Origin of the sequence: Embleya sp. NPDC059237 (genome assembly GCF_042754105.1) — a bacterium.
Taxonomy (GTDB): domain Bacteria; phylum Actinomycetota; class Actinomycetes; order Streptomycetales; family Streptomycetaceae; genus Embleya.
This window is the reverse complement of sequence record NZ_JBHZAE010000001.1, coordinates 415596-438913: the sequence shown is the minus strand read 5'-3', so window position 1 is coordinate 438913 and position 23318 is coordinate 415596. Positions and strand designations below refer to the sequence as shown.

Here is a 23318-nt window from a genome sequence, read left to right as displayed (position 1 = left end):
GTTCCCGAGCGCCCGGCCGAATGCGAGAGGGCGGCCGTCAGGCCGGCGGCGCCGCCGAGGGCGGGCGCGTGGCCATACGCTCCTCGGGCCCGCCGCGCCGCCTGCGCCGCCACCACACCAGCGGCACCGCCCCGATCAGCCCGGCCGCCATCGGGGTGCCGCCGATCACGTCGAGCCCGAGGCCCGGCTGGTCGAAGGTGCCCGGCACGCCGAGGCCGTGGATCCGGTTCAGCGGCCACACCACGGTGAACGCGCGCCCGATCACCTGGTCCTTGTCCACCGTCCCGTTGAACGGCTGGTCCATGTGATAGCGCGAGTCGGACGAGTTGTCCCGGTTGTCGCCCATCAGCCAGATCCGACCCTTGGGCACGGTCACGTCGAACACCTTCGTCGACGGGGCCACGCCCTTCTTCAGGTACGAGCTCTCGTCCAACGGCTTGCCGTTGACCATGAGCCGGCCCTGCGCGTCGCAACACTGCACCCGGTCGCCGCCGACCCCGATCACCCGCTTGATCAGGTCCTTCTCGTCGGCGGACGGCATCAGGCCGACCCAGGACATGCCCTTTTGCAGCCCGCGCACCACCGCGTTGTCGGACTGCTTCGGCGCCTCCTGGAGCCAGTTGCCCGGGTCGTGGAAGACCACGACCTGCCCGCGCTCCGGCTCCGCGCCGAACCACGGCGAGAACTTGTTCACCAGGACCCGGTCGCCGACCTTGATGGTGTTCTCCATCGACTCCGACGGAATCGAGAAGGCCTGCACAAGGAAGGTCTTGATGAGCAGCGCCAGGACCACCGCGATCACCAGAAGCAGCGGCAGTTCCTTCCAGAACGACCCCTTCTTCTTGCGCCGTTCGCCCGAGGCCGAGGCGCCCTCGTCGGTGCCGGTGCCCTCCGGTTCACCGGCACCCTCCGGCTCGCCGGAGTCGCCCGGACCACCGGGGCCGCCGGGGCCGTCCGCGTCCGGTGGTCCGCCCGCACCCGGACCACCGGACGCGGGGGTCGGCGCCACCGGCGGAAAGATCGGCGCCGCGTCGGCGGCGGCCCCGTTCTTCGGATGCTTCACCAGATCGGGCGACTGCCGGGGCCCGTCCCCGCTCGTTGGTTGGGTCGGTGGCGCTCCGGGATCGTGCGGCGCGTCGGTCGGATGCCGCTCGTGCGGCTCCCGCCCACGATCGTCGTCTCCACCAGCGGATCGCGCTCCGATCACGACTTCCCCCACGGCGCCTCCTCGTACCCGTGCAGGCCACACGGCACCCGGTCGGGGCTGTCCACCGGCTGCCCACAGCTCTGTCTTGATGATTTCCGACCCGTGCCGCGCACGTCGCCGGGTCGATGTCGACCCCACGGGGCCGGCATGCGCCGGCGCGAGCGTACACGTCGGCGTAGCAGGACCAGCGGAACCGCACCCACCATTCCCATAACGACCGGGGTGGGCGGGAGAATCGCAACCGACAGGGCTTTGTTCCCGAACGTGTCCGGAACCGGCAGTCGATGCGCTCGACCGAACGGCCAGGCCACCAGGACGGCCCGCCCGACCACATCGTCCACCGGGATCGTGCCCTGATAGGGCCGATCCATATGTGCCCGCGAGTCGGCCGAGTCACCACGATGGTCACCCATCACCCACAGCCGACCCTTGGGCACGGTCACACTGAAGCGCTTCTCCGAGGGCGCGTTGCCCTTGTACAGGTAGGGCTCGTCCAGCGGAACACCGTTGACCGTGATTCGCCCGGACGGGTCACAGCAGGCCACCGTGTCACCGCCGACCCCGATCACCCGCTTGATCAGGTCCTGTTCGTCGTCCGACGGCAACATGCCCACGAACACCAGTCCCTGCTTGAACTGCTTGAGGCCGGGCGGCGGATCGTCCGTCTTCTTCTTGCCCAGCCAGCCGCCCGGATCCTTGAAGACGACCACCTGGCCGCGCTCGGGGGTCCACCCGAACCACGGCGAGAACTTGTCCACCAGGACCCGGTCACCGACGTCGATGGTGTGCTCCATCGATCCCGACGGGATGTAGAACGCCTGCACCAGAAACGTCTTGATCAGCAGCGCGAGGGCGAGCGCGATCACCGCGAGCATCGGCAGTTCGCGCCACAGCGGCACCACCTTGTCCTTGCGCCGTGAACGCCTGCCCCGACGCCGGCGCACGGGAGCGGGGGTCGGCGCCTCGACCGACGGCGCCGCACGGACCGGTTCGGCCTCGCCGAGCGCCACCGCGCCCACGACCTCCGGGGTCGGCAGCGGACCGGCCCCGCCCTCGGGGTGGGTACTCGGCCGCGCGGGCACCGGATCGGCGGCCCGGGCGCCCTTGGGCTTGCCGCGTTTACCCACGGCGGTCGAAGTCCGACCGATCGAACGTCTTCGGCCGATCCGCGCCCTGGATCCGCCCGAACGGCCAGATGATCCACTGCGCGCGCCCGATCACCCGGCTCTCCGGCACCATGCCGCCGCCGGGGTCGCCCAGGTGGTCGCGCGAGTCGGCCGAATTGCTGCGATGGTCGCCCATGACCCAGAGCTTTCCCTTGGGCACCTCGGCCTCGAACGGAAAGTCGGAGGGCTTGTCGCCCGGATGCAGGTAGTCGCCCTCGTCCAGCGGCACCCCGTTGACGGTGACCCGACCCTGCGTGTCGCAACACTTGACCACGTCGCCGCCGATCCCGATGACGCGCTTCACGAAGTCGTTGTCGTCGGGGTTGGTGAAGCCGAACACGCCGCCGAGCTTGCGCAGCGCGCCGCTCACCGGGTCGGGCGAGCCGGTGCCCTCGGGGGTGAACGAGCCGCGCCCGTCGAAGACGATCATGTCGCCGCGGTGGATGTCCCCGTACTTGTAGGCGAGTTTGTTCACCAGGACCCGGTCGCCGATCTCGAGCGTGTTCTCCATCGAACCGCTGGGGATCACGAACGGCTGGGCGACCCACGAGTTCACCACCAGGACAACGACCATCGCGATCGCCACCAGGAGCGGGAGTTCGACCCACGCGGGCATCCGCCGCCGACGCGGCGCATCGGGAGCATCGGCCTCGGGGCTCGACTCGGCCTCGGAATCGCCCTCGGCGGCGCCATCGGGGTCGCCGTCGGACTCGGTCCCGGCAACAACGTCGGTCCCGGATGCGGTCACGGTCCCGGTCGCGCTCTCGGACGCGGTCTCAGCCTCGGCGGTCCCGGTCCCGGTCCCGGCCCCGGTCCCGGATACGGTCACGGTCCCGGATGCCGTCTCGGTCCCGGGCTCGGGTGCCGTCTCGACCGCCGAACCCGCCCCGTCCTCGGGGGTGTCGGCCTTCTCCGGACCCTTCGACGGCACATCGACACTCGCCTCGGCCGCCGAGCCGACGCCCGCACCGATGCCCGTGCCCGCCGTCGAATCCTTTGCGAAATCAGGGGACTTCGGCGCCGCCGGCACCGTCCCGAGCGCCCCGTCGAGCCCGCCCCCGTGACCGCTCCCGCCCGACGCCCGTCCCGGGACACGCGAAGGCCGCGCCTCCACGACCTCGGTGGACGAGGTACCGGCGGATTCCTCCGCCGTGGAGGCACGGCCTCTGCTCTGCTCTGCGTCGTCCATCACGAACGAGCCTAGCGTCCGGGTCGGCTCGCCATGGGCGAGGCACCCCGGGTGTGGCGCACGGGTCAGCGCGTCGGACGGTCCGAGCGCTTCTCCTTGATCTTCGCGGCCTTGCCGCGCAGGTCACGCATGTAGTAGAGCTTCGCGCGACGCACGGCGCCGCGGGTGACCAGCTCGATCTTCTCGATCACCGGGGTGTGCACCGGGAAGGTGCGCTCCACGCCGACGCCGTAGCTGACCTTGCGGACCGTGAAGGTCTCGCGGACGCCGTCGCCCTGGCGACGCAGCACGAAGCCCTGGAAGACCTGGACGCGGGACTTGTTGCCTTCGATGACGCGCACGTGCACCTTGAGGGTGTCACCGGGGCGGAAGTCCGGGACGTCGTCCCGCAGGGATGCGGCATCGATGTGGTCGAGCTTGTTCATCTCGCGTCGCTTTCTCGGGGGTGCCACAGGTCACCCACGGGGATTCGTGGTTACGAAAGGGGGGTCGCCGGTCCCGAGTGGCGCTCCCCCTGTGGCAGGGGTGCCGTCCGGCTCCCGGGGAACCCGGTCCGGATCGGGACATGGCAACAGCGTCTCAGTCTGCCACAGGTGGGTCGGCCCGATGAAACCGGCCGTCCCGCTCGACCCAGCCCAGCTCGGCGAGCAGCGCCCGGTCCTTCTTGTCCACCGCCGCGGGGTCGATCCGGCCGATCAGATCGGGCCGGTGCGCCGACGTCCGGCGCAGCGCCTCGTCCCGTCGCCAGCGGGCGATCGCGCCGTGGTTCCCGGACACCGTGATCGGCGGCACCTCGCGCCCGCGCCACTCGGCGGGCTTGGTGTACACCGGCCCCTCCAGGAGGTTGGCCATCGCGCCCGGCGCGAACGAGTCGTCCCGGTGTGATTCCGCGTTGCCCAGCACTCCCGGCAGCAGCCGCGCCACCGCCTCGACGATGACCAGCACGGCCACCTCGCCGCCCGCGAGCACGTAGTCGCCGATGGACACCTCGTCCACCCGCATCCGGGTCGCCGCCTCGTCCAGGACCCGCCGGTCGATGCCCTCGTATCGGGCGGGCGCGAACAGCAGCCACGGCTCCTCGGCCAGTTCGACCGCGAGGTCCTGGGTGAACGGCCGACCCGACGGCGTGGGCACGATCATCCGGGGCACCGGGGCCGCCGCGCTCTCGCCCTGCTCCAGCACGGCGTCCAGCGCGAGCCCCCACGGCTCGGGCTTCATCACCATGCCGGGGCCGCCGCCGTACGGGGTGTCGTCGACGGTCTTGTGCACGTCGTACGTCCAGTCCCGGAGCTGGTGCAGGTGCACGTCCAGCAGGCCCTTGGCGCACGCCTTGCCGACCAGCGAGACGTCCAGCGGGGCCAGGTATTCGGGAAAGATGGTGACGACGTCGATCCTCACGACGGGTCCTCGGACGTGTCGCCCTCCGCCGGATCCGGCACCGCGAGCACCGCGTCCTCCGCGTCGAGCAGCCCCGGCGGCGGGGTGATCACCGCGCGCTGGTTCTCCAGGTCGATCTCGGGGACGATCTGCTGCACGAACGGGATCATCACCTCGCGCCCGTCCGCCCGGCGGACCATGAGCAGGTCCTGCGAGGGCAGGTGGGCCACCTCGGTGATCTCGCCGACCGCCTCGCCGTCGGCGGTGACCACGTCCAGGCCGATCAGCTGATGGTCGTAGAACTCCTCGGGGTCCTCGGGGAGTTCGTCCGGGTCGATCTCGGCGATCAGCAGCGTGTTGCGCAGCGCCTCGGCGCCGCTGCGGGTGGTCACGCCCTCGATGCTCAGCAGCAGTCGACCGCTGTGCACCCGGCCGTCGGCGATGGTCAGCGGACCCACCGACGGCGGGTCGGTCATCAGCACCGCTCCGGGTGCGAGCCGCAGTTCGGGCTCGTCGGTACGGACCTCGACGGTCACCTGGCCCTTGATGCCGTGTGCCTTGCCGATACGGCCGACCACAAGCTGCACCTGCGACTCCTCAATCTCTGCCTGGAAACCCTGAAACCCGACTGGACCCGACGGCCCGACCGCCGAGCACCGGAAATGCCAAGAAGCTGCCCGGCGGATGTGACTCCGCCGGGCAGCTCCCGGTTGGACGTGATGTCCGGGTACGTCAGCGAACCTGGTCGACGTCGACGAGGTCGACGCGGACTCCCCGGCCGCCGAGCGCGGTCACGACGGTACGCAGCGCACGCGCGGTGCGGCCACCTCGCCCGATGACCTTCCCGAGGTCTTCGGGGTGGACCCGGACCTCGAGAATGCGGCCGCGGCGAAGATTACGCGCCCGTACCTTGACCTCGTCCGGATGCTCGACGATGCCCTTGACCAAGTGTTCGAGGGCTTCCTCGAGCACGGTCAGCCCTCGTTAGCGGCGGTCTCGGCGGCGGCTTCGCCCTCGGCGGCCGGAGTCTCGGTCTCGGCGGCGGCCTCGACCTTCTTCTCCTTCTTGGCCTTCGGCGTGGTGGCGCCGTCCTTGGGCTCGTCCATCGCCTCGCGGGCGGCGGCCTCGAAGAGCGACTTCTTGTCGGCCTTCTCCGCGGCGACCAGGAGCGGGGCCGGGGCCGGCTCGCCCTTGTACTTCTGCCAGTCGCCGGTCAGCTTGAGGATGTGCGCGACGGGCTCGGTCGGCTGCGCGCCGACGCCCAGCCAGTAGAGCGCACGCTCGGAGTCGACCTCGATACGCGAGGGGTTCTCCATCGGGTGGTAGATACCGATCTCCTCGATCGCCCGACCGTCACGCTTGGTGCGGGCGTCGGCGACGACGATGCGGTAGTGGGGCGAACGGATCTTGCCCAGGCGCTTCAGCTTGATCTTGACTGCCACGAGAGTGGTGTCTCCTGCATCTTGACGTGGGTGAACAGCCGGCGTTCACGTGGGGACATGAGGCTCGGCTGATCGTGGACACGGTAAGCATGCGGAGAGAGGGTCCGGCAATGCCCCGGGTACTCAGCTCGCCATTCTGCCAGACTTCCGGGCGCCGACCAAAGCCGGGGCGAGGACCGGGGGAAAACCCGGGCGGTCGAGCCTCGCGCGGCTTTTAGAATGCAGGTCGCACGCCCTTCCCCCTAGTCGTTAGGTCGCCACGGTCTCATGCGTTGGTCCGAACTGTACGTACCCACTCTCCGTCAGGACCCCGCCGACGCCGACGCGGTCAGCCACCGTCTGCTCGTGCGCGCGGGCTACATCCGGCAGCTGATGGCCGGCCACTATTCGCTGCTGCCGCTCGCGGTGCGGGTGCGCGCGAAGGTCGTGCAGATCATCCGCGAGGAGATGGACCGGATCGGCGCGCAGGAGATGATCCTGCCGACCATGCATCCGGCCGAGATCTGGCAGAAGAGCGGTCGCTGGGAGGTCATGGGCGACGAGATGTTCCGGCTCAAGGACCGCAAGGGCACCGACCTGGCCCTGGGCATGACGCACGAGGAGATCTTCACGACCCTCGCGCTCGAACTCAGCTCCTACCGCGACCTGCCGCAGACCTGGTACCAGTTCCAGACCAAGTTCCGGGACGAGCCGAGGCCCAAGAGCGGCCTGATCCGGGTGCGCGAGTTCACCATGAAGGACTCGTACAGCTTCGATCTGGACGCCGAGGGACTGGACCGTTCGTTCGAGGCGCACCGGCAGGCGTACGTCCGCATCTTCCAGCGGCTGAACATCCCCGCCATCGCGGTGCAGGCGTCCAGCGGCACCATGGGCGGCAGCGGCTCGACCGAGTTCATGTGCCCGTCGGCGGCCGGCGAGGACCTCGTCGTGCACTGTCCGAACTGCGACTACGCGGCCAACGTCGAGAAGGCCACATCCACGCTCGCGGCGATCGAGGACGGTCCGGGGCTCGACGCGCCGGAGCGGTTCGACACCCCCGGCGTCAAGACCATCGAGAACCTGACCAGGGCTCACGGCGTCGCGGCCGACCGGCAGATCAAGACGCTGGTCTACATGGTCGGCGGGCAGCTCACGCTGGCCCTGCTGCGCGGGGACCACGCGCTGGTCGAGCAGAAGCTGATCGACACCACCGGCTCCAACGACGTGCGCCCGGCCACGCCGGACGAGATCAAGGCCGCGCTCGGCGCGTACCCGGGCAGCCTGGGTGGGGTCGGCGTGAGCGACCTGCCGATCCTGGCCGACGAGGCGCTGCGCGGTCGCCGGGACATGGTCACCGGCGCCAACGTGGACAAGATGCACGTGCGCGGCGTGGACGTCGAGCGCGACATCGCGGTGGGTCGCTGGGTGGACCTGCGCGAGGTGGTGGCCGGCGAGCCGTGCCCGAAGTGCGGCACCGGCCTGGAGGTCGAGCAGACGGTCGAGATCGGCCACATCTTCAAGCTCGGCGACAAGTACACCAATGTGCTCGGGGTGAACGTGCTCGGCGCGGACGGTGAGCGGATCACCCCGGTCATGGGCAGCTACGGCATCGGCGTCGAGCGCGCGATGGCCGCGATGGTCGAGACGCACCACGACAAGAACGGCATCGTGTGGCCGGTCGCGGTGGCGCCGTTCGAGGTCGCGGTCGCGCTGCTCGACGTCGAGGACGAGAAGTCGCGCACCACCGCCGAGGAGATCTACGCGGAACTGCGGCGGCAGCGGGTGGACACGATCCTGGACGACCGCGCCGAGCGCCCCGGGGTGAAGTTCAAGGACATCGAACTGGTCGGCATCCCGTTCCGGGTGACCGTCGGCGCCCGCAGCCTGGCCGAGGGCAACGTGGAGATCGTCTCGCGCGCGAGCGGCGAGAAGGCCCTGGTCCCGGTCGCCGAGGCGGTCGAGTACGTACGCAAGCTGGTCCTCGACGCGAGCTGACCCCCTCGCGTGAACCCCGAGCGCCCCCGCCGAACACACCCGGCGGGGGCGCTCGTCGTGCGGGGGTCAGCGCAGCGTCAACTCGGTGGGCCTGCGCGGCTGGAGCGGGTCGAACAGGTCGAGCAGGGCCGCCGCCTCCGCCGCGCCGCCCCGGATCGCCCGGGCGTCCCCGCCGGCCAGCGCGCCGCGCAGATCGGTCCGGCCCAGATGCAGCGACTCCACGGTCTCGCGCGGCAGTTCGAGCACCACGGCGGCGTCCGCCGGGATCTCCCGCAGGAAGCGGGCCACGCCGCGATGGATGTGCAGCGCCACCTCCTCCTCGCCGTGCACGCCGCCGAGCACCCGCCAGCCGAGCACGGTGTCCACCTCCAGCGCCTCCTCCGCGCGCAGCCGGGTGGTGTACAGCTCGATCAGCCACGCCGCCGGGATCCGGGCGACCAGGTCCCTGGGCGCGAAGACCGCGGCGAAGTTGATCAGCGGCAGGATCGGCTGGATCCGGTCCTCCAGCTCGTCCGCGCTGGTCAGGTACCAGTTGCGCCAGTTGACGTTGAGCTGGGCGTAGCCGAGTCGGCGAAACGCGGCGGCCTTGACGGCGCGCGCGTCCGTGTCCTCGCGGTCGATCCGGGTCAGGTGGGTGGCCAGCTCGGCCGCCCACTGGTACTCGCCCGCCTCGTACGCCTCGGTCGCCGCGCCGAGCACCCGCTCCCGGCCGCCCATCAGGGCCACCGTCCGGCGCGCGTGTTCGGCCCGGGGCAGCGGATCCAGGTCGACCGGATCGCCGCCGAACCAACCGAGGTAGCCGAAGAAGATCTGCCGCACGGTGTGCTTGACGGTGCCGTAGTACTCCCGCGCGTACGGCGCGTACGAGGCCAGGTGTTCGGGCAGTTCGATCGTCTCGGCCAACTCGTCCGGGGTCAGCCCCTCGTTCATCCGGCGCACGGTCTGGTCGTGGATGTACTGGATGCAGTCCCGCTCCACGGCCAGCACCTCGGCGACCCGGTCCGCCCCCGACACCGGTTGCCCGTGGCTGGGGATCAGGTGCGCGGCCCCGTGTGCGCGCAGCGCGTCGATGCTGCGCACCCACTGCATCGGGTCGCGGTAGCGGCACCCGCGCAGGGTGTGGATGTTGGGCAGGGTCGGTCCCTGGATGGTGTCGCCACACAGCAGCACGTCGCTGTCCGGCAGGTACACGCTGATCGCGTCGTCGGTCTCGCCGGGATTGTGGAACAGCCGCAGCCGCACCCCCGCGACCTCGGTCTCCAGCGCGTCGCCCACCAGCACAGTGGGCATCACGAACGACGGCGTGCCCACCCCGGCGTGCGGGCCGACCGCGTCGTTGACGCCCTCGGTGTCCGAGGGGCCGAGGAGGTTGCCGAGCGAGTACACCGAGCGCAGGCCCATGATGTGCAGCGTGGGCCCGGACTGGTCGGTGAGCGCGGCCAGGAAGGTCCGGTGCGCGTACACGTCCACGTCGGGCGTCGCGGCCCAGTGGCTCAGCCCGTTCACATGGTCGGGGTGGTGGTGGGTGACCACCACGGCCCGCACCGGGGCCCGGGGGTCGCGCAGTTGCGGTCGCAGTTCGGCCTCGATCACCGCGGCCAGGTCCGCCCCGCTGCCGGTGTCGACCACCACCAGTCCCTCGGGGCCCTCGATCACCGCGGCGTTGGCCGAGGACCAGCCCACGGCGACGTGCACGTGTCCGGCCACGGTGTATACGCGCTTGGCGAAGTGCGCGGTGTGCGCGGCGAGTTCTGGATGAACGGCAGGCTCGACCTCGTACGTCATGGGCGGGCAGCCTGCCATGTCCGGCCCTACGAGGGAAGAATGGTCTTCTCCGCGCCCGGCCACTCCTCGGCGGTCAGCGCGAAGCGCTCGTGGTCGCGCCAGGCGTCGTTGATGAACAACATGCGCGGGGTGAAGCCCTCGTAGCGAAAACCCATCCGGCGCGCGAGCGCGATCGAGGCGTCGTTGCCGGGCTGCACGTTGATCTCCAGGCGGTGCAGCGCGAGGCCGTCCGCGGCGAACACCCGATCGATCACCAGGGCCAGCGCCTCGGTCATCCGCCCGGTGCCCGCGTAGGGCGTGTAGGCGTCGTAGCCGAGCGTCGCGTTGCAAAAGCGCGCCCGCACGATGTTCGAGACGTTGATCCGGCCGGCCAGGCCGCGCTCGGCGAGGTCGATCACCAAAAACGTGCGGAAGGTGTCGCCCTGGCGGCGGATCAGGTCCGGCAGGTCGTTCGGGTCGGCCGGGTTCCAGTGGGAGATGTGCTCGGAGCGGCGGATCGCCTCGGCGGAGGCGGCCGCGTCGGTCCCGGTCGGCGGTCGTACGCCCACCCGGCTCCCGGGCACGGTGTACAGGTCCATGGCCCCCGTCATCTCCATCCTCGCCTCGTCGTCCCAGCGGGTCGGGACCGCACCTGGGGGTGTGCCGCGACGTGGTTCGCCCACGTCGCGGCCCCCGCCCGCCTGTGCCCCGCCGCTACTTCTGCCCCGGCGGCAGGAAGTTCTTGAACTCGTCGGGCAGTTCGAAGTCGGCCGCGCCGCCGCCCGCGCCGTTTCCGGCCGGCAGCCCGAACGGGTTGGCGGCGCGCTCTTCGCGCCGCGCCGCCTCGGCCGCCGCCTCCTGCTTGCGCTTCATCGGGTTGCCCGACTGGCGCTTGCCCTTGGCCTGCTTGGGCGCCTTGCCCTTCTTCTTGCCGGCGCCGCCCATGCCCGGGATGCCGGGCATCCCCGGCATGCCGCCGCCCTTGGCCATCTGGCCCATCATCTTGCGGGCCTCGACGAACCGCTCGATCAGGTTGTTGACCGCGTTGACCTCGGTGCCGGCGCCCTTGGCGATGCGCGCCCGACGCGAGCCGTTGAGGATCTTCACGTCGGCCCGCTCGGCCGGCGTCATCGACTTGATGATCGCCGCGACCCGGTCCAGGTCGCGGTCGTCGATGTTGTCGATCTGGTCCTTCATCGCGCCCATGCCGGGCAGCATGCCGAGCAGCTTCGAGATCGAGCCGAGCTTCTTGACCTGCTCCATCTGCTGGAGGAAGTCCTCCAGGGTGAAGTTGTTGCCGCCGCCGTGCAGCTTCTCCGCGGCCTTGAGCGCGAGGTCCTGGTCGTACTTGGCCTCGGCGATCTCGATCAGGCTGAGCATGTCGCCCATGCCCAGGATGCGCGAGGCCATCCGGTCGGGGTGGAACGCGTCGAAGTCCTCGAGCTTTTCCCCGCTGGAGGCGAACATGACCTGCCGGCCGGTCACCGAGGCAACCGACAGGGCCGCACCACCGCGCGCGTCGCCGTCGAGCTTGGAGAGCACCACGCCGTCGAAGCCGACGCCGTCGAGGAACGCCTGCGCGGTGACCACCGCGTCCTGGCCGATCATCGCGTCGACGACGAACAGGATCTCGTCCGGCTTGACCGCGTCGCGGATGTCGACGGCCTGCTGCATCATCTCGGCGTCGATGCCGAGCCGGCCGGCGGTGTCGACGACGACCACGTCGTACTGCTTGGTCTTGGCGAACTCGATCGAGTCGCGGGCCACCTTGACCGGGTCGCCCACGCCGTTGCCGGGCTCGGGCGCGTAGACCGCGACGCCCGCGCGCTCGGCGACCACGGAGAGCTGGTTGACCGCGTTCGGGCGCTGGAGGTCGCAGGCGACCAGGAGCGGCTGGTGCTTCTGCGCCTTGAGCCACTTGCCCAGCTTGCCCGCGAGCGTGGTCTTGCCCGCGCCCTGGAGGCCGGCGAGCATGATCACCGTGGGGCCGGTCTTGGCGAAGCGCAGCCGGCGGGTCTCGCCGCCGAGGATCCCGACCAGTTCCTCGTTGACGATCTTGACGATCTGCTGGGCCGGGTTGAGCGCGCCCGACACCTCGGCGCCGCGGGCGCGTTCCTTGACCCGGGCGATGAACTCGCGGACCACCGGGAGCGCCACGTCGGCCTCGAGGAGGGCGACCCGGATCTCGCGGGCGGTGGCGTCGATGTCGGCTTCGGAGAGCCGCCCCTTGCCGCGAAGGTTCTTGAAGGTCGCTGCGAGGCGGTCGGAGAGAGTGTCGAACACGTCGGCAGAGGTCCTTCGTCAGATACGGGTGGTGTCGGGCCCAGCCTAACCGCCCACCGAGCGGTCGTGACGGGGGCACGCGTCCCGGTTCCGCCGGCGGCGGGCCCGATCGGTCACGGCGCCAGCGCCTTCTCCAGGGTCCTGGCCAGGCCGCGGGCCTGGGCGGCGGCCAGCGGCGCACCGTCGGGGGCGACCACGTAGAAGGCGTCCACCGCGTCCGCGCCGTGGGTACCCACCCGGGCCTGCCGGACGCTGACGTGCGCATCGGCCAGGGCCTGGCCGATGCGGTGCAGCAGGCCGGGGCTGTCGGGCGCGCGTACCTCCAGGACCGTCGCGGTCGCGGACGCGTCGGGGATCACCTCGACCCGGGCGGGGGCGCGCGAGGCGCCGCGCCGGGGCGGGTAGGCGGCCTCGCGTTTGGCCAGCCGGGCGGCCACGTCGAGGCCGCCGTCCAGGGCCTTGCGCACGTCCTCGCGCAGCGCCGCCGGGTCGGGCAGCCGGCCGAACTCGGTCTCCACCGTCCATACCGTGACGCCGAGCGCGTCGACCACGTCGATCGCGGCCGAACGCACGGTGAGCCGGTGCAGCGCGAGCACGCCCGCCGCCAGCGCCAGCAGGCCGACCCGGTCGGCGGCGGCGATGGTCACCTCGGCGCCGAACGGCAGCGGCTCCAGGCGCACCACCGGCAGGTCGCCGGAGACCTCGGCGAGCACGATGCGCTCGGCCGGCAGCGCGAGCGCCTCCGGTGCCGGGCGGCCGGCGAACACCGCCCTGGTCCGGGCGACGAGGTCCCGGACCAGGGCGTCCCGCCAGTCGCTCCACGCGGCGGGTCCGGTGGCGGCGGCGTCGGCCTCGGTGAGCGCGTGGAGCAGTTCGAGGGTTTCCACGCTGCCCACCGCCTCGGCGAACGCCGCCACGGTGGTCGGGTCGTCCAGGTCACGCCGGGTCGCGGTGTCCACCAGGAGCAGGTGTCGGCGCACCAGTGTGCCGATCACGTCCACGTCGTCCTTGGCGAAGCCCATCCGCGTGGCCGCCTCGCGCGCGATCACCTCGCCGCTGACGCTGTGGTCGCCGGGCCAGCCCTTGCCGATGTCGTGCAGCAGCGCGGCCACCAGGAGCAGGTCGGGCCGGGCCACCCGGCGGGTGTGCGCGGCGGCCTCGACCGCGGTCTCGATCAGGTGCCGGTCGACGGTGAAGCGGTGGACGGCGTTGCGCTGCGGCCGGCAGCGCACCCGCTCCCAGTCCGGCAACAACCGGGTGATCAGCCGCCGCGACTCCAGCGCCTCCCAGACCGGCAGCGCGTCGCGCCCGGCGCCGATCAGCGCCACGAACGCCTCGCGCGCGTCGGCCGGCCACGGATCGCTCGGCGGCGGGCACTCGTTCGCCAGCCGGTCCACGGTGTGCCGGGACAGCGGCAACCCGGCCCGGGCCGCGGCGGCCGCGGCGCGCAGCAGCAGGACCGGGTCCCGGGCGGGCCGGGCGGCCTGGGCGAGCACCACCTCGCCGGCGTGCTCGACCACGCCCTCGGCCAGCGGCGTACGGGCGGACACCCCGGTGCGCGCCCGGCGCAACCGGCGCAGCCCCGCGCCCGCCTCGCGCGCGGCCAGCACTCGGGAGACCTCGCGCCAGGTCACGTCGCCGGCGTAGGCCAGCGCCCGGGCCGCCTCGGAGACCCGGCGCAGGAGGGTATCCGCGTCGAGCAGGCCGAGCCGGCGGGCCACCGCGTCCTGTTCCTGGAGCAGCAGTCGGTCCGCGCCGCGCCCGGTGACCAGGTGCAGCGCGTCGCGCACGTCGAGCAGCGTGGCGCGGGCGGCGTCCACCTCCTCGTGCGGGGCGTCCGCGATCCAGGAGGCGGAGATCGCGCGCAGCGCGGTGGCGTCGCGCAGCCCGCCGCGGGCCTCCTTGAGGTCGGGTTCGAGCAGGAAGGCGACCTCGCCGTGGCGTTCCGCGCGCTCGCGGCCGGCCCGCTGCAGTTCGGGCAGCCGCTTGACCGCTGCGGCGCGCCACGCGGTGAACATCGACGTGCGCAGCGCGGCGGTGGGTTCGGGGTCGCCGGCGATGTGCCGGATGTCGAGCAGGCCGGTCTGTACCCGCAGGTCGTCGGCGGCGGCCCGGCGGGCCTCGTCGGGGGTGCGCACCGAGTGGTCGAGGGCGATGCCCGCGTCCCAGACCGGGTACCAGATCGCCTCGGCGAGTTCGGCGACGCCGGCGCGGCCGTCGTGCAGCAGGACCACGTCGAGGTCACTGCCCGGGGACAACTCCCGGCGGCCGTAGCCGCCGACGGCGACCAAGGCCACGCCTTGCGACGGGGCGCCGGCGGTGGTGAACAATTCGGTCAGCCAGCGGTCGGTCAGTGCGCAGAGCGCCTGCCGGCGGGCGGCGCCGGCGGGCCCGGCCGGATCGGCCAGGAGATCGTCCCGGGCTCGGGTGTAGCGCGAGCCGGCGGTCGGTTCCATGGTGACTGCTCCCTCGTTCACGGGCATCGGCGCGCGCCGCGCTCGACCCGAAAAGGCCGATGGCCGGACCCGTCCCCGAACACGCGCTTCGGGGCGGGACCGGCCATCGGGTCCTACAGGGCTTCCGGGCCGCGTTCGCCGGTGCGGACCCGGACCACGCTGTCCACGGGGACGATCCATGCCTTGCCGTCGCCGATCTTGCCGGTGCGGGCGGCCTTGACCAGGACTTCGAGCAGTTCCTCGGCGTCCTCGTCGTCGGCGAGCACCTCGATGCGCACCTTGGGCACGAGGTCGACCTGGTACTCGGCGCCCCGGTAGACCTCGGTGTGGCCGCGCTGCCGGCCGTAGCCGCTCGCCTCGGTCACGGTGAGGCCGTGCACGCCGAACGCCTGGAGGGCGTTCTTGACGTCGTCGAGCCGGTGCGGCTTGATCACCGCCGTGATGAGCTTCACGCATCCACCTTCGTGTCGGCGGGTGCCGCGGCACCCGCGCCGGTAGCGGTGCCGATGCCCGCCGTCGGTCGGGTGGAACCGCCGAGAGCGGCGAAGTCGTACCCGGTCTCGGCGTGCTCGACCCGGTCGATGCCGGCCACCTCGTCGTCCTCGGACACCCGGAAGCCGATGGTCTTGTGAATGACCGTGCCCAGGATGTACGTGACCACGAAGGAGTAACCGAGGACGGCACCGACGCCGATCAGCTGCTTGCCCAGCTGGTCGAAGCCCCCACCGTAGAACAGGCCCTTCGCGTCGCTCTGGACGTGGCCGGTGGCCAGCAGGCCGGGGGCGAGCGAGCCGATGATGCCGCCGACCAGGTGCACGCCGACCACGTCGAGCGAATCGTCGTAGCCGAGCCGGTACTTCAGGCCCACCGCCCACGCGCAGACCGCGCCCGCGACCACGCCGAGCGCGATCGAGCCGAGCGGGCTGAGCGCGCCGCACGCGGGGGTGATCGCGACCAGGCCGGCCACCGCGCCGGACGCGGCGCCGAGGGTGGTCAGGTGTCCGTCGCGGATCTTCTCCAGGAACAGCCAGCCGAGCATCGCCGCCGCGGTGGCGATCTGGGTGTTGATCAGGGCCCGTCCGGTGACGCCGTCGGCGGCCAGCCAGGAGCCGGCGTTGAAGCCGAACCAGCCGAACCACAGCAGCCCGGCGCCGATCATCACCAGCGGCAGGTTGTGCGGGCGCATCGGGTCGCGCTTGAAGCCGACCCGCTTGCCGATCACCAGGACCAGGGCCAGTGCCGCGATGCCCGCGTTGATGTGTACGGCGGTGCCGCCGGCGAAGTCGATCACACCCTTCTCGAACAACCAGCCGTCCGCGGCCCAGACCCAGTGCGCGACGGGGAAGTAGACCAGGGTGACCCAGAACGCGACGAACAGGGCCCAGGCGGTGAACTTGGTACGGTCCGCGACGGCGCCGCTGATCAGCGCGGGGGTGATGATCGCGAACATCAACTGGAAGGCCGCGAACACCGTGACCGGGATCGTGTAGCCGTCCCACAGTTCCGCGACTCCGATGTCGCGCATGCCGTACCAGTCGAGATTGCCCACCACTCCGCCGAAGGCGTCCGTGGAGAACGTCATGGAAAACCCGTAGAGCACCCACAGCACCGTCACGACAGCCAGGCAGATGAAGCTCATCATCAACATGTTCAGGACGCTCTTCACGCGGACCATGCCGCCGTAGAAGAACGCCAGCCCGGGCGTCATGAGCATCACCAGTGCGGCGCTCAGGAGTACGAATGCGGTGTTACCCGTGTCCATACTCTGCCTCTCTTCTCCGTGGCCCCGGCCGACCTCCGGGAGCTCATGGGAAGGAGCTTCGGGGTGTGAGGTTTCACGCCGTGGCGCCCCGTGTTTCGCCGACGTGACGCTTGCCGCACGAGTGTTTCCGGCGGATGAACGTCCGCTCACGCCCCCGGACGGCCGGATCCCGCCGGTCACCGGACGCATCCGGGGTGGTCACCGGGAGCATCCACGGCGCCGACCCGCACCCGCCGAGCCGGTCACCGAGACCGTCTCGGCCGGTCGCAGGGAGTGTCCGAGGGATGTCCGCGAGGTGAGCGGAACGCGTCCCGCACACGGCCCGTCGACGACATCTGACGCACCGTCAGTTAGCTGCTCTCCACACCTTGTTCCCGCAGGTCGACACGTGCCGACGGCCGGCGGCGCGCCGGCTCGCGACGGACGTTTTCGACCCGCTAACGGTTGCGATGAATCCATTGACATTGATCGCGCCCACTGCCGTAATTAATCACCGCGCTTAACTGACGACCCGTCAAGGCACGTGTCACCACCGGTGATCCGGCCGACCCGGGCCTCGTCGCCTCGGCGCGGGTGTACCACCGCACGGAATGTTCAACAGACCTCGTCAACCGACCAGACCAGCGAGAGGGGGTGACACCGTCGTGTTGCGCCTGCTCGGTCGCAAGTTGCTGGCCCTGATTCCGGTGCTGTTCCTGGTCACCTTCGCGACCACGGCCCTGCCCGACCTGGTGGACGGTTCACCGGTCGCCCAGATGCTCGGCCCCGGTTCCACGCCGCAGGACCTGAAGGACCTGGAGCACGAGTTCGGGTACGACAAGTCGCTGCCCGTCCGATACGTGACCTGGGTGGGCGATGCGCTCACCGGCGACCTCGGGGAGTCCCTGAAGACCCGGACCTCCGTGATGGACGGCATCGCCGAACGTTTCCCGGTGACCCTGGAACTCGCCGTCTTCGCCCTGCTCATGGCCCTGATCGTGGCCGTGCCGCTGGGCGTGTGGACGGCCGCCAAGGCCGGCGGCCGAGTGGACCGTGTGATCGGCGGCGTCTCCTCCGGGCTGCTGTCCATCCCCACCTTCGTGAGCGTGTTCATCCTCGTCTACTTCTTCGCGAACCCGAAGATGATGCTCGCGTTCAAGCCGACCGGATGGGAGTACATCTCGGTCGACTTCGCCAAGAACATCGAGTTCGCATTCCTGCCCGCGCTCGCCCTCGCGCTCGCCGAGATCCCGCAGTTCCAGCGCCTGTTGCGCAGCGACATGCTGGCCACGCTGCAGGAGGACTTCATCCTCACCGCGCGCTCCAAGGGCCTGTCCACACCGTACGTGCTCTTCCGGCACGCGTTGCGGCCCTCGTCGTTCTCGCTGCTGACCGTCTCCGGGCTGACCCTGGGCCGGTTGATCGGCGGTACCGTCATCGTCGAGTCCTACTTCGCCATCCCCGGCCTCGGACAGGGCATGTACCAGGCGATCAACGGCAAGGACATCCCCGTCGTGCAGGGCACGGTCGTGGTCATCGCGCTGATCTACGTGCTGCTCAATACGCTCGTGGACATCGGCTACTCCCTCATCGACCCGAGAGTGAGGGCCCGATGAGCACACTCGAAACCGCCCCCGCCGTCGGCGAGACCCCCGCGACGGTGGCCGCCGCCAAGAGCGGCAAGGCTCGCAAGCGGCCCAGCTTCCTGCTCTGGTTCGCCATCGCGTGGATGGCCGTCGTCCTGCTCGGCGCGCTGCTCAGCCTGGTCGCCTCCGGCGTCTTCCCGCACGGGTACGACAAGGCGTTCGGCGAGGCCAAGCAGGCACCGTTCTCCAGCTGGCCGGAATTCCTCGGCACCGACGGCCTCGGCCGCAGCCACCTGACCCGGCTCGCCTTCGGCGCGCGCGTGTCGATGATCGTCGCGCTGGTGTCGGTCGTGGTCGGCGTGCTCGTCGGCGGCCTGCTCGGCCTGGTCGCGGCCTACTTCCGCGGCGTCACCGAGATGGTCATCGACCTGTTCTCCGACGCGCTGCTCGCCTTCCCGCCGCTGATCCTGCTGCTCGCGCTGTCCTCGGTGTACGAGCCGTCGCAGACCAGCATCACCGCGGGCCTCGCCGTGCTCACCATTCCCGGCTTCACCCGGTTGACCAAGGCGAGCGCGATCGCCCAGTCCAACCGCGAATACGTCACGGTGGCCAAGGCGATGGGCGCGGGTCCGGGCCGGATCATCTTCAAGGAACTGTTGCCCAACACCTTTCCCGCGGTGATGTCCTACTCGGTGATCGTGATGGCCGTGCTGATCGTCGCGGAGGGCTCGCTGTCCTTCCTCGGGCTCAGCATCCCGCCGCCGATGCCCAGTTGGGGCGGCATGATCAACTCCGCGAAGGACGATCTGTCGCTGTATCCGTCCCAGGTGTTCGTGCCCTGCGCCGTGCTGTTCCTGACCGTCTTCTCGCTCAACGTCATCGGCGACCGGCTGCGCGCGAAGTTCGACGTCCGCGACACCAAGCTGTAGCCGCGGCACCGGCGACGGCCCCCCGAACAGCCGTCGCCGGTGCCCTGCTTCGACCCCATCACACAGACGGGACCGCTCTCATGAATGGGATCCAACGGCCGCGCGGCACGAAGGTGGCGTGGTGACCATGGCGGAGCCGACCACGACCGGCTCGCCCACGCCGGACGAGCCCCTGCTGCGGGCCGAGGACCTGCGGGTGCACCTGGACACCCCGCGCGGCCTGCTCAAGGCCGTGGACGGTGTGTCCTTCGCCATCGAACGCGGCGAAACCCTCGGTCTGGTCGGCGAGTCCGGCTCGGGCAAGTCGATGCTGGTGCGCTCGCTGATGGGCATCTGCCCCTCGATCGCCAACATCCGGGGCAGCGTGCGCCTGGACGGACGCGAACTGGTCGGGGTGCCGCGCAAGGAGGCCCGGAAGATCTGGGGCAACCGGATCGCGATGGTCTTCCAGGACCCGATGACCTCGCTCAACCCGGTGTTGCGGATCGACCGCCAGCTCACCGAGTCGATGCGGCTGCACCTGGGCCTGGGCAAGAAGGAGGCCGGCGAGCGGGCGATCGAACTGCTCACGCTGGTCGGCATCCCCGAACCGCTCAAGCGCTCCCGGCAATACCCGCACCAGCTCTCCGGCGGCATGCGCCAGCGGGTGACCATCGCGATGGCGCTCGCCTGCGACCCCGACGTGCTGATCGCGGACGAGGCCACCACCGCGCTTGACGTGACCGTGCAGCGGCAGATCCTCGACCTGCTCCAGGAGATCCAGGCCGAACGCGGCATGGGCATGATCCTGGTCAGCCACGACCTGGGCGTGGTGGCCGGACGTACCGACCAGATCGCCGTGATGTACGCCGGTCGGATGGTCGAACACTCGCCCACCGCCGACCTGTTCGCGCATCGCCGGCACCGCTACACCGAGGCCCTGCTCGGCGCCGTGCCGCGCCTGGACGTACCGCGGGACCAGCGGCCGCGCGCGATCCCGGGCAGCCCGCCCGACCTGATCACGCTCGCCTCCGGCTGCGCGTTCGCGGCCCGCTGCGGCGCGGCCGACGACCTGTGCCGCGCGCAACGCCCCGAGCTGGGCGAGGACTTGGGCACGCATCGGTTCGCCTGCCACCACCCGGTCGGCACCGACGCGCCGGCCGACGGCGCCGCCTCGGGCACCGGCGCCGACGAGAAGCCGTCCCTGATGAAGGAGACCCCCGCATGACGGCCGACGACACCGCGCCGGGCGCGCTCGCCCTCGACGACAAGCCCGCGGCCGCCACGGGCACCGACCCGCTGCTCACGGTCACCGACCTGGTCCAGCGTTTCCGGGTGCCCGGCGGGATGATGAACGCGGTCGCCGGGGTCAGCTTCGAACTCGGCCGCGGCCGCACCCTCGGCCTGGTCGGCGAATCCGGCTGCGGCAAGTCCACCCTCGCCCGCGCGATCCTGCAGCTGACCAAGCCGTCCGAGGGCTCGGTGCGGTTCGACGGGCAGGAGTTGACCACGCTGCCCAAGGCGGGCCTGCGCACCATGCGCCGGCGCATCCAGATGGTGTTCCAGGACCCCATCTCGGCGCTGAACCCGCGCCGGAAGATCTTCGACATCGTCGCCGAGGGCCTGGTCATCTCCGGCCTGCCCGCCGAGCAGATCCGCCCGCGCGTGGAGGCGGTGCTGCGCCAGGTGGGACTGGACCCGGAGCTGGTCTCCGATCGCCGGCCGCACCAGTTCTCCGGCGGCCAGTGCCAGCGGATCGCCATCGCCCGGGCCATGGTCGTCGACCCCGACCTGCTGATCTGCGACGAACCGGTGGCGTCGCTCGACGTGTCGGTACAGGCGCAGGTGCTGGACCTGCTCGACGAGATGAAGCACCGCACCGGCGTGTCGATGATCTTCGTCGCGCACGACCTCGCGGTGGTGCGCAACATCAGCGACGACGTCGCGGTGATGTACCTGGGCACCATCGCCGAGACCGGGGACACGGCGGCGATCTACGACACGCCCGCGCACCCGTATACCCGGGCCCTGCTGGACGCGGTGCCCGCGCCCGACCCGGCGGCCGCCCCGTCCGGTCCCGCGCTCGGCGGCGAGATTCCCTCGCCGATGAACCCGCCCAGCGGGTGCCGGTTCCGCACCCGCTGCCCGATCGCGCGCGCGGAGTGCGCCGCGCATGTGCCCACGCTGCGCGAGATCGCGCCGGGGCACCGGGTCGCGTGTCACTTCCCGCTGGTGGGCGAGGCGGCGGTGTTCGCCGGCGAGGCGACCGCCGGCACGCCGAAGGCCGAGGCCGCGCCCGCCGCCGCGGAGCCCACAACCGCCGAACCGGCCGCGGAGCCCGGTTCCGAGGCCCCGAAGCAGGACTGACGCACCCTCGTCCGACGCGGTACGGCCCACGACCGGCCGTACCGCGTCGCTGTGCGTACACGGCCGTGTCCGGGCCGGCCGATCGGGGCCCGAATCGGGCCTCCCGCCCTCGATGCGGCACGTGTCGAGCTATAGCCTCACGGCGCTGACCGCGCTGTTCGCGCGGCAACCGGCCTCCGGCCGGCCTGCTCCATGCTTGAGGACGTTTTCTGTGGCACACGCACGACCTTTCGCCCTTCGGGCCCGCCGCCGCGCCGCCGCCGTCGTCGCCGTGATCGGCCTGCTGGCCGCGGCCGGCTGCGGCTCCGACTCCGGTGAGCCGCCCAGCGCGGCGGGCAAGCCCCGGGCCGGCGGCTCGCTGGAGATCCTGGCCACCTCCGACGCGCGCAGCCTGGACCCCTTCCTGCCCTCCTACGCCGCGCAGGCCGACGGCAACCGGATGGCGGCGCTGTACGACAGCCTGCTGTGGACGAACCCGGTCACCGGCTCCGTACAGCCGCAGTTGGCGGAGAGCCTGAGCCCGGTGGAGGGCGGCGGGAACAAGATCTGGAGCCTGCGGATGCGGCCCAATCTGAAGTTCACCGACGGCACCGTCTTCGACGCCGCGGCGGTCAAGATCAACTGGGACACGCACGCGATCCCCACCACCAACTCCCGCCAGCGCGACGCCACCGTGGGGGTGAAGAGCCAGATCGGCGCGGACGCGCTGGAGCTGCGGATCATCCTGGACAAGCCGAACGGCAACTTCGACCGCCTGGTCGCGCGCAGCCTGTCCTTCATCGCCTCGCCCAAGGCGATCGCCGAGGGCATCGACAAGCTCGCCGAACACCCGGTCGGCGCAGGACCGTTCATGCTGGCCCCGGGCGGCTGGGTCAAGGGCGACCACCTGACCCTGGTGAAGAACCCGACCTACTGGCAGGGTCCGGCCAAGCCGTATCTGGACTCCCTCACGTTCCGCTACGAGTCGGACGGCCTCACGGCGATCAACCGGGTGAAGAAGGGCAAGGCCGACGTCGCGAACATCAGCGACGCGTTCACCCTCAAGGCCGCGCGCGCGCTCGGGATCGGTGTCGAGTCACTGGCGCTGTCCGGCGGCCAGTTGCTCAGCTTCGACACCTCCGGCGGCCCGACCGCCAACCCGGAGGTGCGGCGCGCGATCGTGCTGGCGCTGAGCAGCGAGGAGATCAACCGGCGCGTCTTCGGCGGCGCCGGCACCCCCGCCCGCGGCATCTTCAACCAGTCCACCGCGCTGGCCAATCCGCAGTTGTCGGCGCCCGAGAACAAGCCGCAACAGGCGGCCGAGCTGTTCGCCAAGGTGACCGACAAGGGCGCCAAGCCGATGCGGATCAAGTTCATCGCGCCCAAGAGCCCCGCGATCGACGAACTCGGCCGCTACATGAAGGAGACGCTGGAGAAGTTCCCCGGCGTCACCCTCGACGTGGAGACCGCCGACCTCTCCGAGTTCGTCAAACGATCGAATCTGGCCGATGCGTTCGACGTCAAGGTCAGCCAACTCCTCGCCGACGACCCGGAGCCGGTGGTCTACCAGTACCTGCACCGCGGCAGCCCGGGCAACTGCTGCTTCTACGGCGACGACGCGGTGGACCGGGCGCTGGACGAGGCGCGCAACACCACCGACCCCTCCCGCCGGCGCGCCGCCTACACCCAGCTCCAGCTGCAGTTGGACCGCGACATGCCGCTGTGGGTCTACCAGGAGGCGGTGGTCGCGGGCGCGTTCCACTCCGGGGTCACCGGCGTGCAGCTGTGCAACGACGGCATCTTCCTGTTCGACCGGCTCGGCAAAAAGGGCTGACTGGTCATCAGAAGTACAACGGTGACCCGATCTTGATGGACCCGT

20 protein-coding genes are annotated in these 23318 nt (G+C 71.1%); 6 read left to right on the top strand and 14 right to left on the bottom strand.

Features of this window, described 5'->3' with window-relative positions; genetic code table 11:
* Positions 1-37 precede the first annotated feature (37 nt).
* The 8 genes from lepB (ACFXKZ_RS01885) to rpsP form a co-directional block, all read right to left on the bottom strand.
* A complete protein-coding gene (gene lepB, locus ACFXKZ_RS01885) occupies positions 38-1063 on the bottom strand; it encodes a signal peptidase I (protein ID WP_379995296.1) in 1026 nt (341 codons plus the stop codon).
* 140 nt (positions 1064-1203) lie between these two features.
* Positions 1204-2334, bottom strand: a complete 1131-nt coding sequence (lepB, locus tag ACFXKZ_RS01880) for a signal peptidase I (RefSeq protein ID WP_379995294.1) — start codon at positions 2332-2334, stop codon at positions 1204-1206.
* Positions 2327-3562 (bottom strand): signal peptidase I, encoded by a 1236-nt coding sequence (gene lepB / locus ACFXKZ_RS01875; RefSeq protein ID WP_379995292.1) that lies wholly within the window; start codon positions 3560-3562, stop codon positions 2327-2329. Before lepB (ACFXKZ_RS01875) ends, lepB (ACFXKZ_RS01880) begins: the two co-directional genes overlap by 8 nt.
* 65 nt (positions 3563-3627) lie before the next feature.
* Positions 3628-3987, bottom strand: a complete 360-nt coding sequence (gene rplS, locus ACFXKZ_RS01870; protein WP_078975236.1) for a 50S ribosomal protein L19 — start codon at positions 3985-3987, stop codon at positions 3628-3630.
* A gap of 154 nt (positions 3988-4141) precedes the next feature.
* Positions 4142-4960, bottom strand: a complete 819-nt coding sequence (gene trmD, locus ACFXKZ_RS01865; RefSeq protein WP_379995290.1) for a tRNA (guanosine(37)-N1)-methyltransferase TrmD — start codon at positions 4958-4960, stop codon at positions 4142-4144.
* Positions 4957-5526 (bottom strand): ribosome maturation factor RimM, encoded by a 570-nt coding sequence (gene rimM, locus ACFXKZ_RS01860; RefSeq protein WP_379995288.1) that lies wholly within the window; start codon positions 5524-5526, stop codon positions 4957-4959. Before rimM ends, trmD begins: the two co-directional genes overlap by 4 nt.
* A 145-nt stretch (positions 5527-5671) precedes the next feature.
* Entirely contained in the window at positions 5672-5911 is a 240-nt protein-coding gene (locus ACFXKZ_RS01855; protein ID WP_020553237.1) for an RNA-binding protein, read from the bottom strand.
* 2 nt (positions 5912-5913) lie between these two features.
* Entirely contained in the window at positions 5914-6381 is a 468-nt protein-coding gene (gene rpsP / locus ACFXKZ_RS01850; RefSeq protein WP_078975239.1) for a 30S ribosomal protein S16, read from the bottom strand.
* A 267-nt stretch (positions 6382-6648) separates the two neighbouring features.
* On the opposite strand from rpsP, the gene ACFXKZ_RS01845 reads away from it, so the two are divergent.
* Complete coding sequence (locus ACFXKZ_RS01845) at positions 6649-8355, top strand: proline--tRNA ligase (RefSeq protein WP_379995285.1); 1707 nt, start codon at positions 6649-6651, stop codon at positions 8353-8355.
* A 66-nt stretch (positions 8356-8421) separates the two neighbouring features.
* On the opposite strand, the gene ACFXKZ_RS01840 is transcribed toward ACFXKZ_RS01845, so the two are convergent.
* From ACFXKZ_RS01840 to ACFXKZ_RS01815, 6 genes are all read right to left on the bottom strand, one after another.
* A complete protein-coding gene (locus ACFXKZ_RS01840; RefSeq protein ID WP_379995283.1) occupies positions 8422-10140 on the bottom strand; it encodes an alkyl sulfatase dimerization domain-containing protein in 1719 nt (572 codons plus the stop codon).
* 26 nt (positions 10141-10166) lie between these two features.
* Positions 10167-10730 (bottom strand): GNAT family N-acetyltransferase, encoded by a 564-nt coding sequence (locus ACFXKZ_RS01835; protein WP_379995281.1) that lies wholly within the window; start codon positions 10728-10730, stop codon positions 10167-10169.
* 103 nt (positions 10731-10833) lie between these two features.
* On the bottom strand, positions 10834-12402 hold the full coding sequence (gene ffh, locus ACFXKZ_RS01830; protein ID WP_379995279.1) for a signal recognition particle protein: 1569 nt from the start codon (positions 12400-12402) through the stop codon (positions 10834-10836).
* A 113-nt stretch (positions 12403-12515) separates the two neighbouring features.
* Positions 12516-14858 carry a [protein-PII] uridylyltransferase gene (locus ACFXKZ_RS01825; RefSeq protein WP_379995277.1) on the bottom strand — a complete coding sequence of 781 codons (2343 nt, stop codon included), beginning with the start codon at positions 14856-14858 and terminating at the stop codon, positions 12516-12518.
* A 113-nt stretch (positions 14859-14971) separates the two neighbouring features.
* Entirely contained in the window at positions 14972-15310 is a 339-nt protein-coding gene (locus ACFXKZ_RS01820; RefSeq protein ID WP_078975244.1) for a P-II family nitrogen regulator, read from the bottom strand.
* The gene (locus tag ACFXKZ_RS01815; protein ID WP_379995275.1) at positions 15307-16620 is read right to left on the bottom strand and encodes an ammonium transporter; all 1314 of its coding nucleotides are present in this window, start codon (positions 16618-16620) and stop codon (positions 15307-15309) included. The genes ACFXKZ_RS01820 and ACFXKZ_RS01815 overlap by 4 nt, the downstream gene beginning before the upstream one ends.
* Positions 16621-17264: 644 nt before the next feature.
* Between ACFXKZ_RS01815 and ACFXKZ_RS01810 the strand changes: the two genes are divergently transcribed.
* From ACFXKZ_RS01810 to ACFXKZ_RS01790, 5 genes are all read left to right on the top strand, one after another.
* A complete protein-coding gene (locus ACFXKZ_RS01810; protein ID WP_078975246.1) occupies positions 17265-18215 on the top strand; it encodes an ABC transporter permease in 951 nt (316 codons plus the stop codon).
* Positions 18212-19114 carry an ABC transporter permease gene (locus ACFXKZ_RS01805; protein ID WP_379995273.1) on the top strand — a complete coding sequence of 301 codons (903 nt, stop codon included), beginning with the start codon at positions 18212-18214 and terminating at the stop codon, positions 19112-19114. The genes ACFXKZ_RS01810 and ACFXKZ_RS01805 overlap by 4 nt, the downstream gene beginning before the upstream one ends.
* Positions 19115-19241: 127 nt before the next feature.
* Positions 19242-20321 carry an ABC transporter ATP-binding protein gene (locus ACFXKZ_RS01800; protein ID WP_379997264.1) on the top strand — a complete coding sequence of 360 codons (1080 nt, stop codon included), beginning with the start codon at positions 19242-19244 and terminating at the stop codon, positions 20319-20321.
* Entirely contained in the window at positions 20318-21460 is a 1143-nt protein-coding gene (locus ACFXKZ_RS01795) for an ABC transporter ATP-binding protein (RefSeq protein ID WP_379995271.1), read from the top strand. The genes ACFXKZ_RS01800 and ACFXKZ_RS01795 overlap by 4 nt, the downstream gene beginning before the upstream one ends.
* 211 nt (positions 21461-21671) lie before the next feature.
* Positions 21672-23273 carry an ABC transporter substrate-binding protein gene (locus ACFXKZ_RS01790; RefSeq protein ID WP_379995269.1) on the top strand — a complete coding sequence of 534 codons (1602 nt, stop codon included), beginning with the start codon at positions 21672-21674 and terminating at the stop codon, positions 23271-23273.
* The last annotated feature ends 45 nt before the right edge of the window (positions 23274-23318 follow it).

Coding starts and splice junctions, on each gene's coding strand:
- lepB (WP_379995292.1), bottom strand. CDS start 3,562: ATGGACGACGCAGAGCAGAGCAGAGGCCGTGCCTCCACGGCGGAGGAA.
- rplS (WP_078975236.1), bottom strand. CDS start 3,987: ATGAACAAGCTCGACCACATCGATGCCGCATCCCTGCGGGACGACGTC.
- ACFXKZ_RS01845 (WP_379995285.1), top strand. CDS start 6,649: ATGCGTTGGTCCGAACTGTACGTACCCACTCTCCGTCAGGACCCCGCC.
- ACFXKZ_RS01840 (WP_379995283.1), bottom strand. CDS start 10,140: ATGACGTACGAGGTCGAGCCTGCCGTTCATCCAGAACTCGCCGCGCAC.
- ACFXKZ_RS01835 (WP_379995281.1), bottom strand. CDS start 10,730: ATGACGGGGGCCATGGACCTGTACACCGTGCCCGGGAGCCGGGTGGGC.
- ACFXKZ_RS01825 (WP_379995277.1), bottom strand. CDS start 14,858: ATGGAACCGACCGCCGGCTCGCGCTACACCCGAGCCCGGGACGATCTC.
- ACFXKZ_RS01815 (WP_379995275.1), bottom strand. CDS start 16,620: ATGGACACGGGTAACACCGCATTCGTACTCCTGAGCGCCGCACTGGTG.
- ACFXKZ_RS01805 (WP_379995273.1), top strand. CDS start 18,212: ATGAGCACACTCGAAACCGCCCCCGCCGTCGGCGAGACCCCCGCGACG.
- ACFXKZ_RS01800 (WP_379997264.1), top strand. CDS start 19,242: ATGGCGGAGCCGACCACGACCGGCTCGCCCACGCCGGACGAGCCCCTG.
- ACFXKZ_RS01795 (WP_379995271.1), top strand. CDS start 20,318: ATGACGGCCGACGACACCGCGCCGGGCGCGCTCGCCCTCGACGACAAG.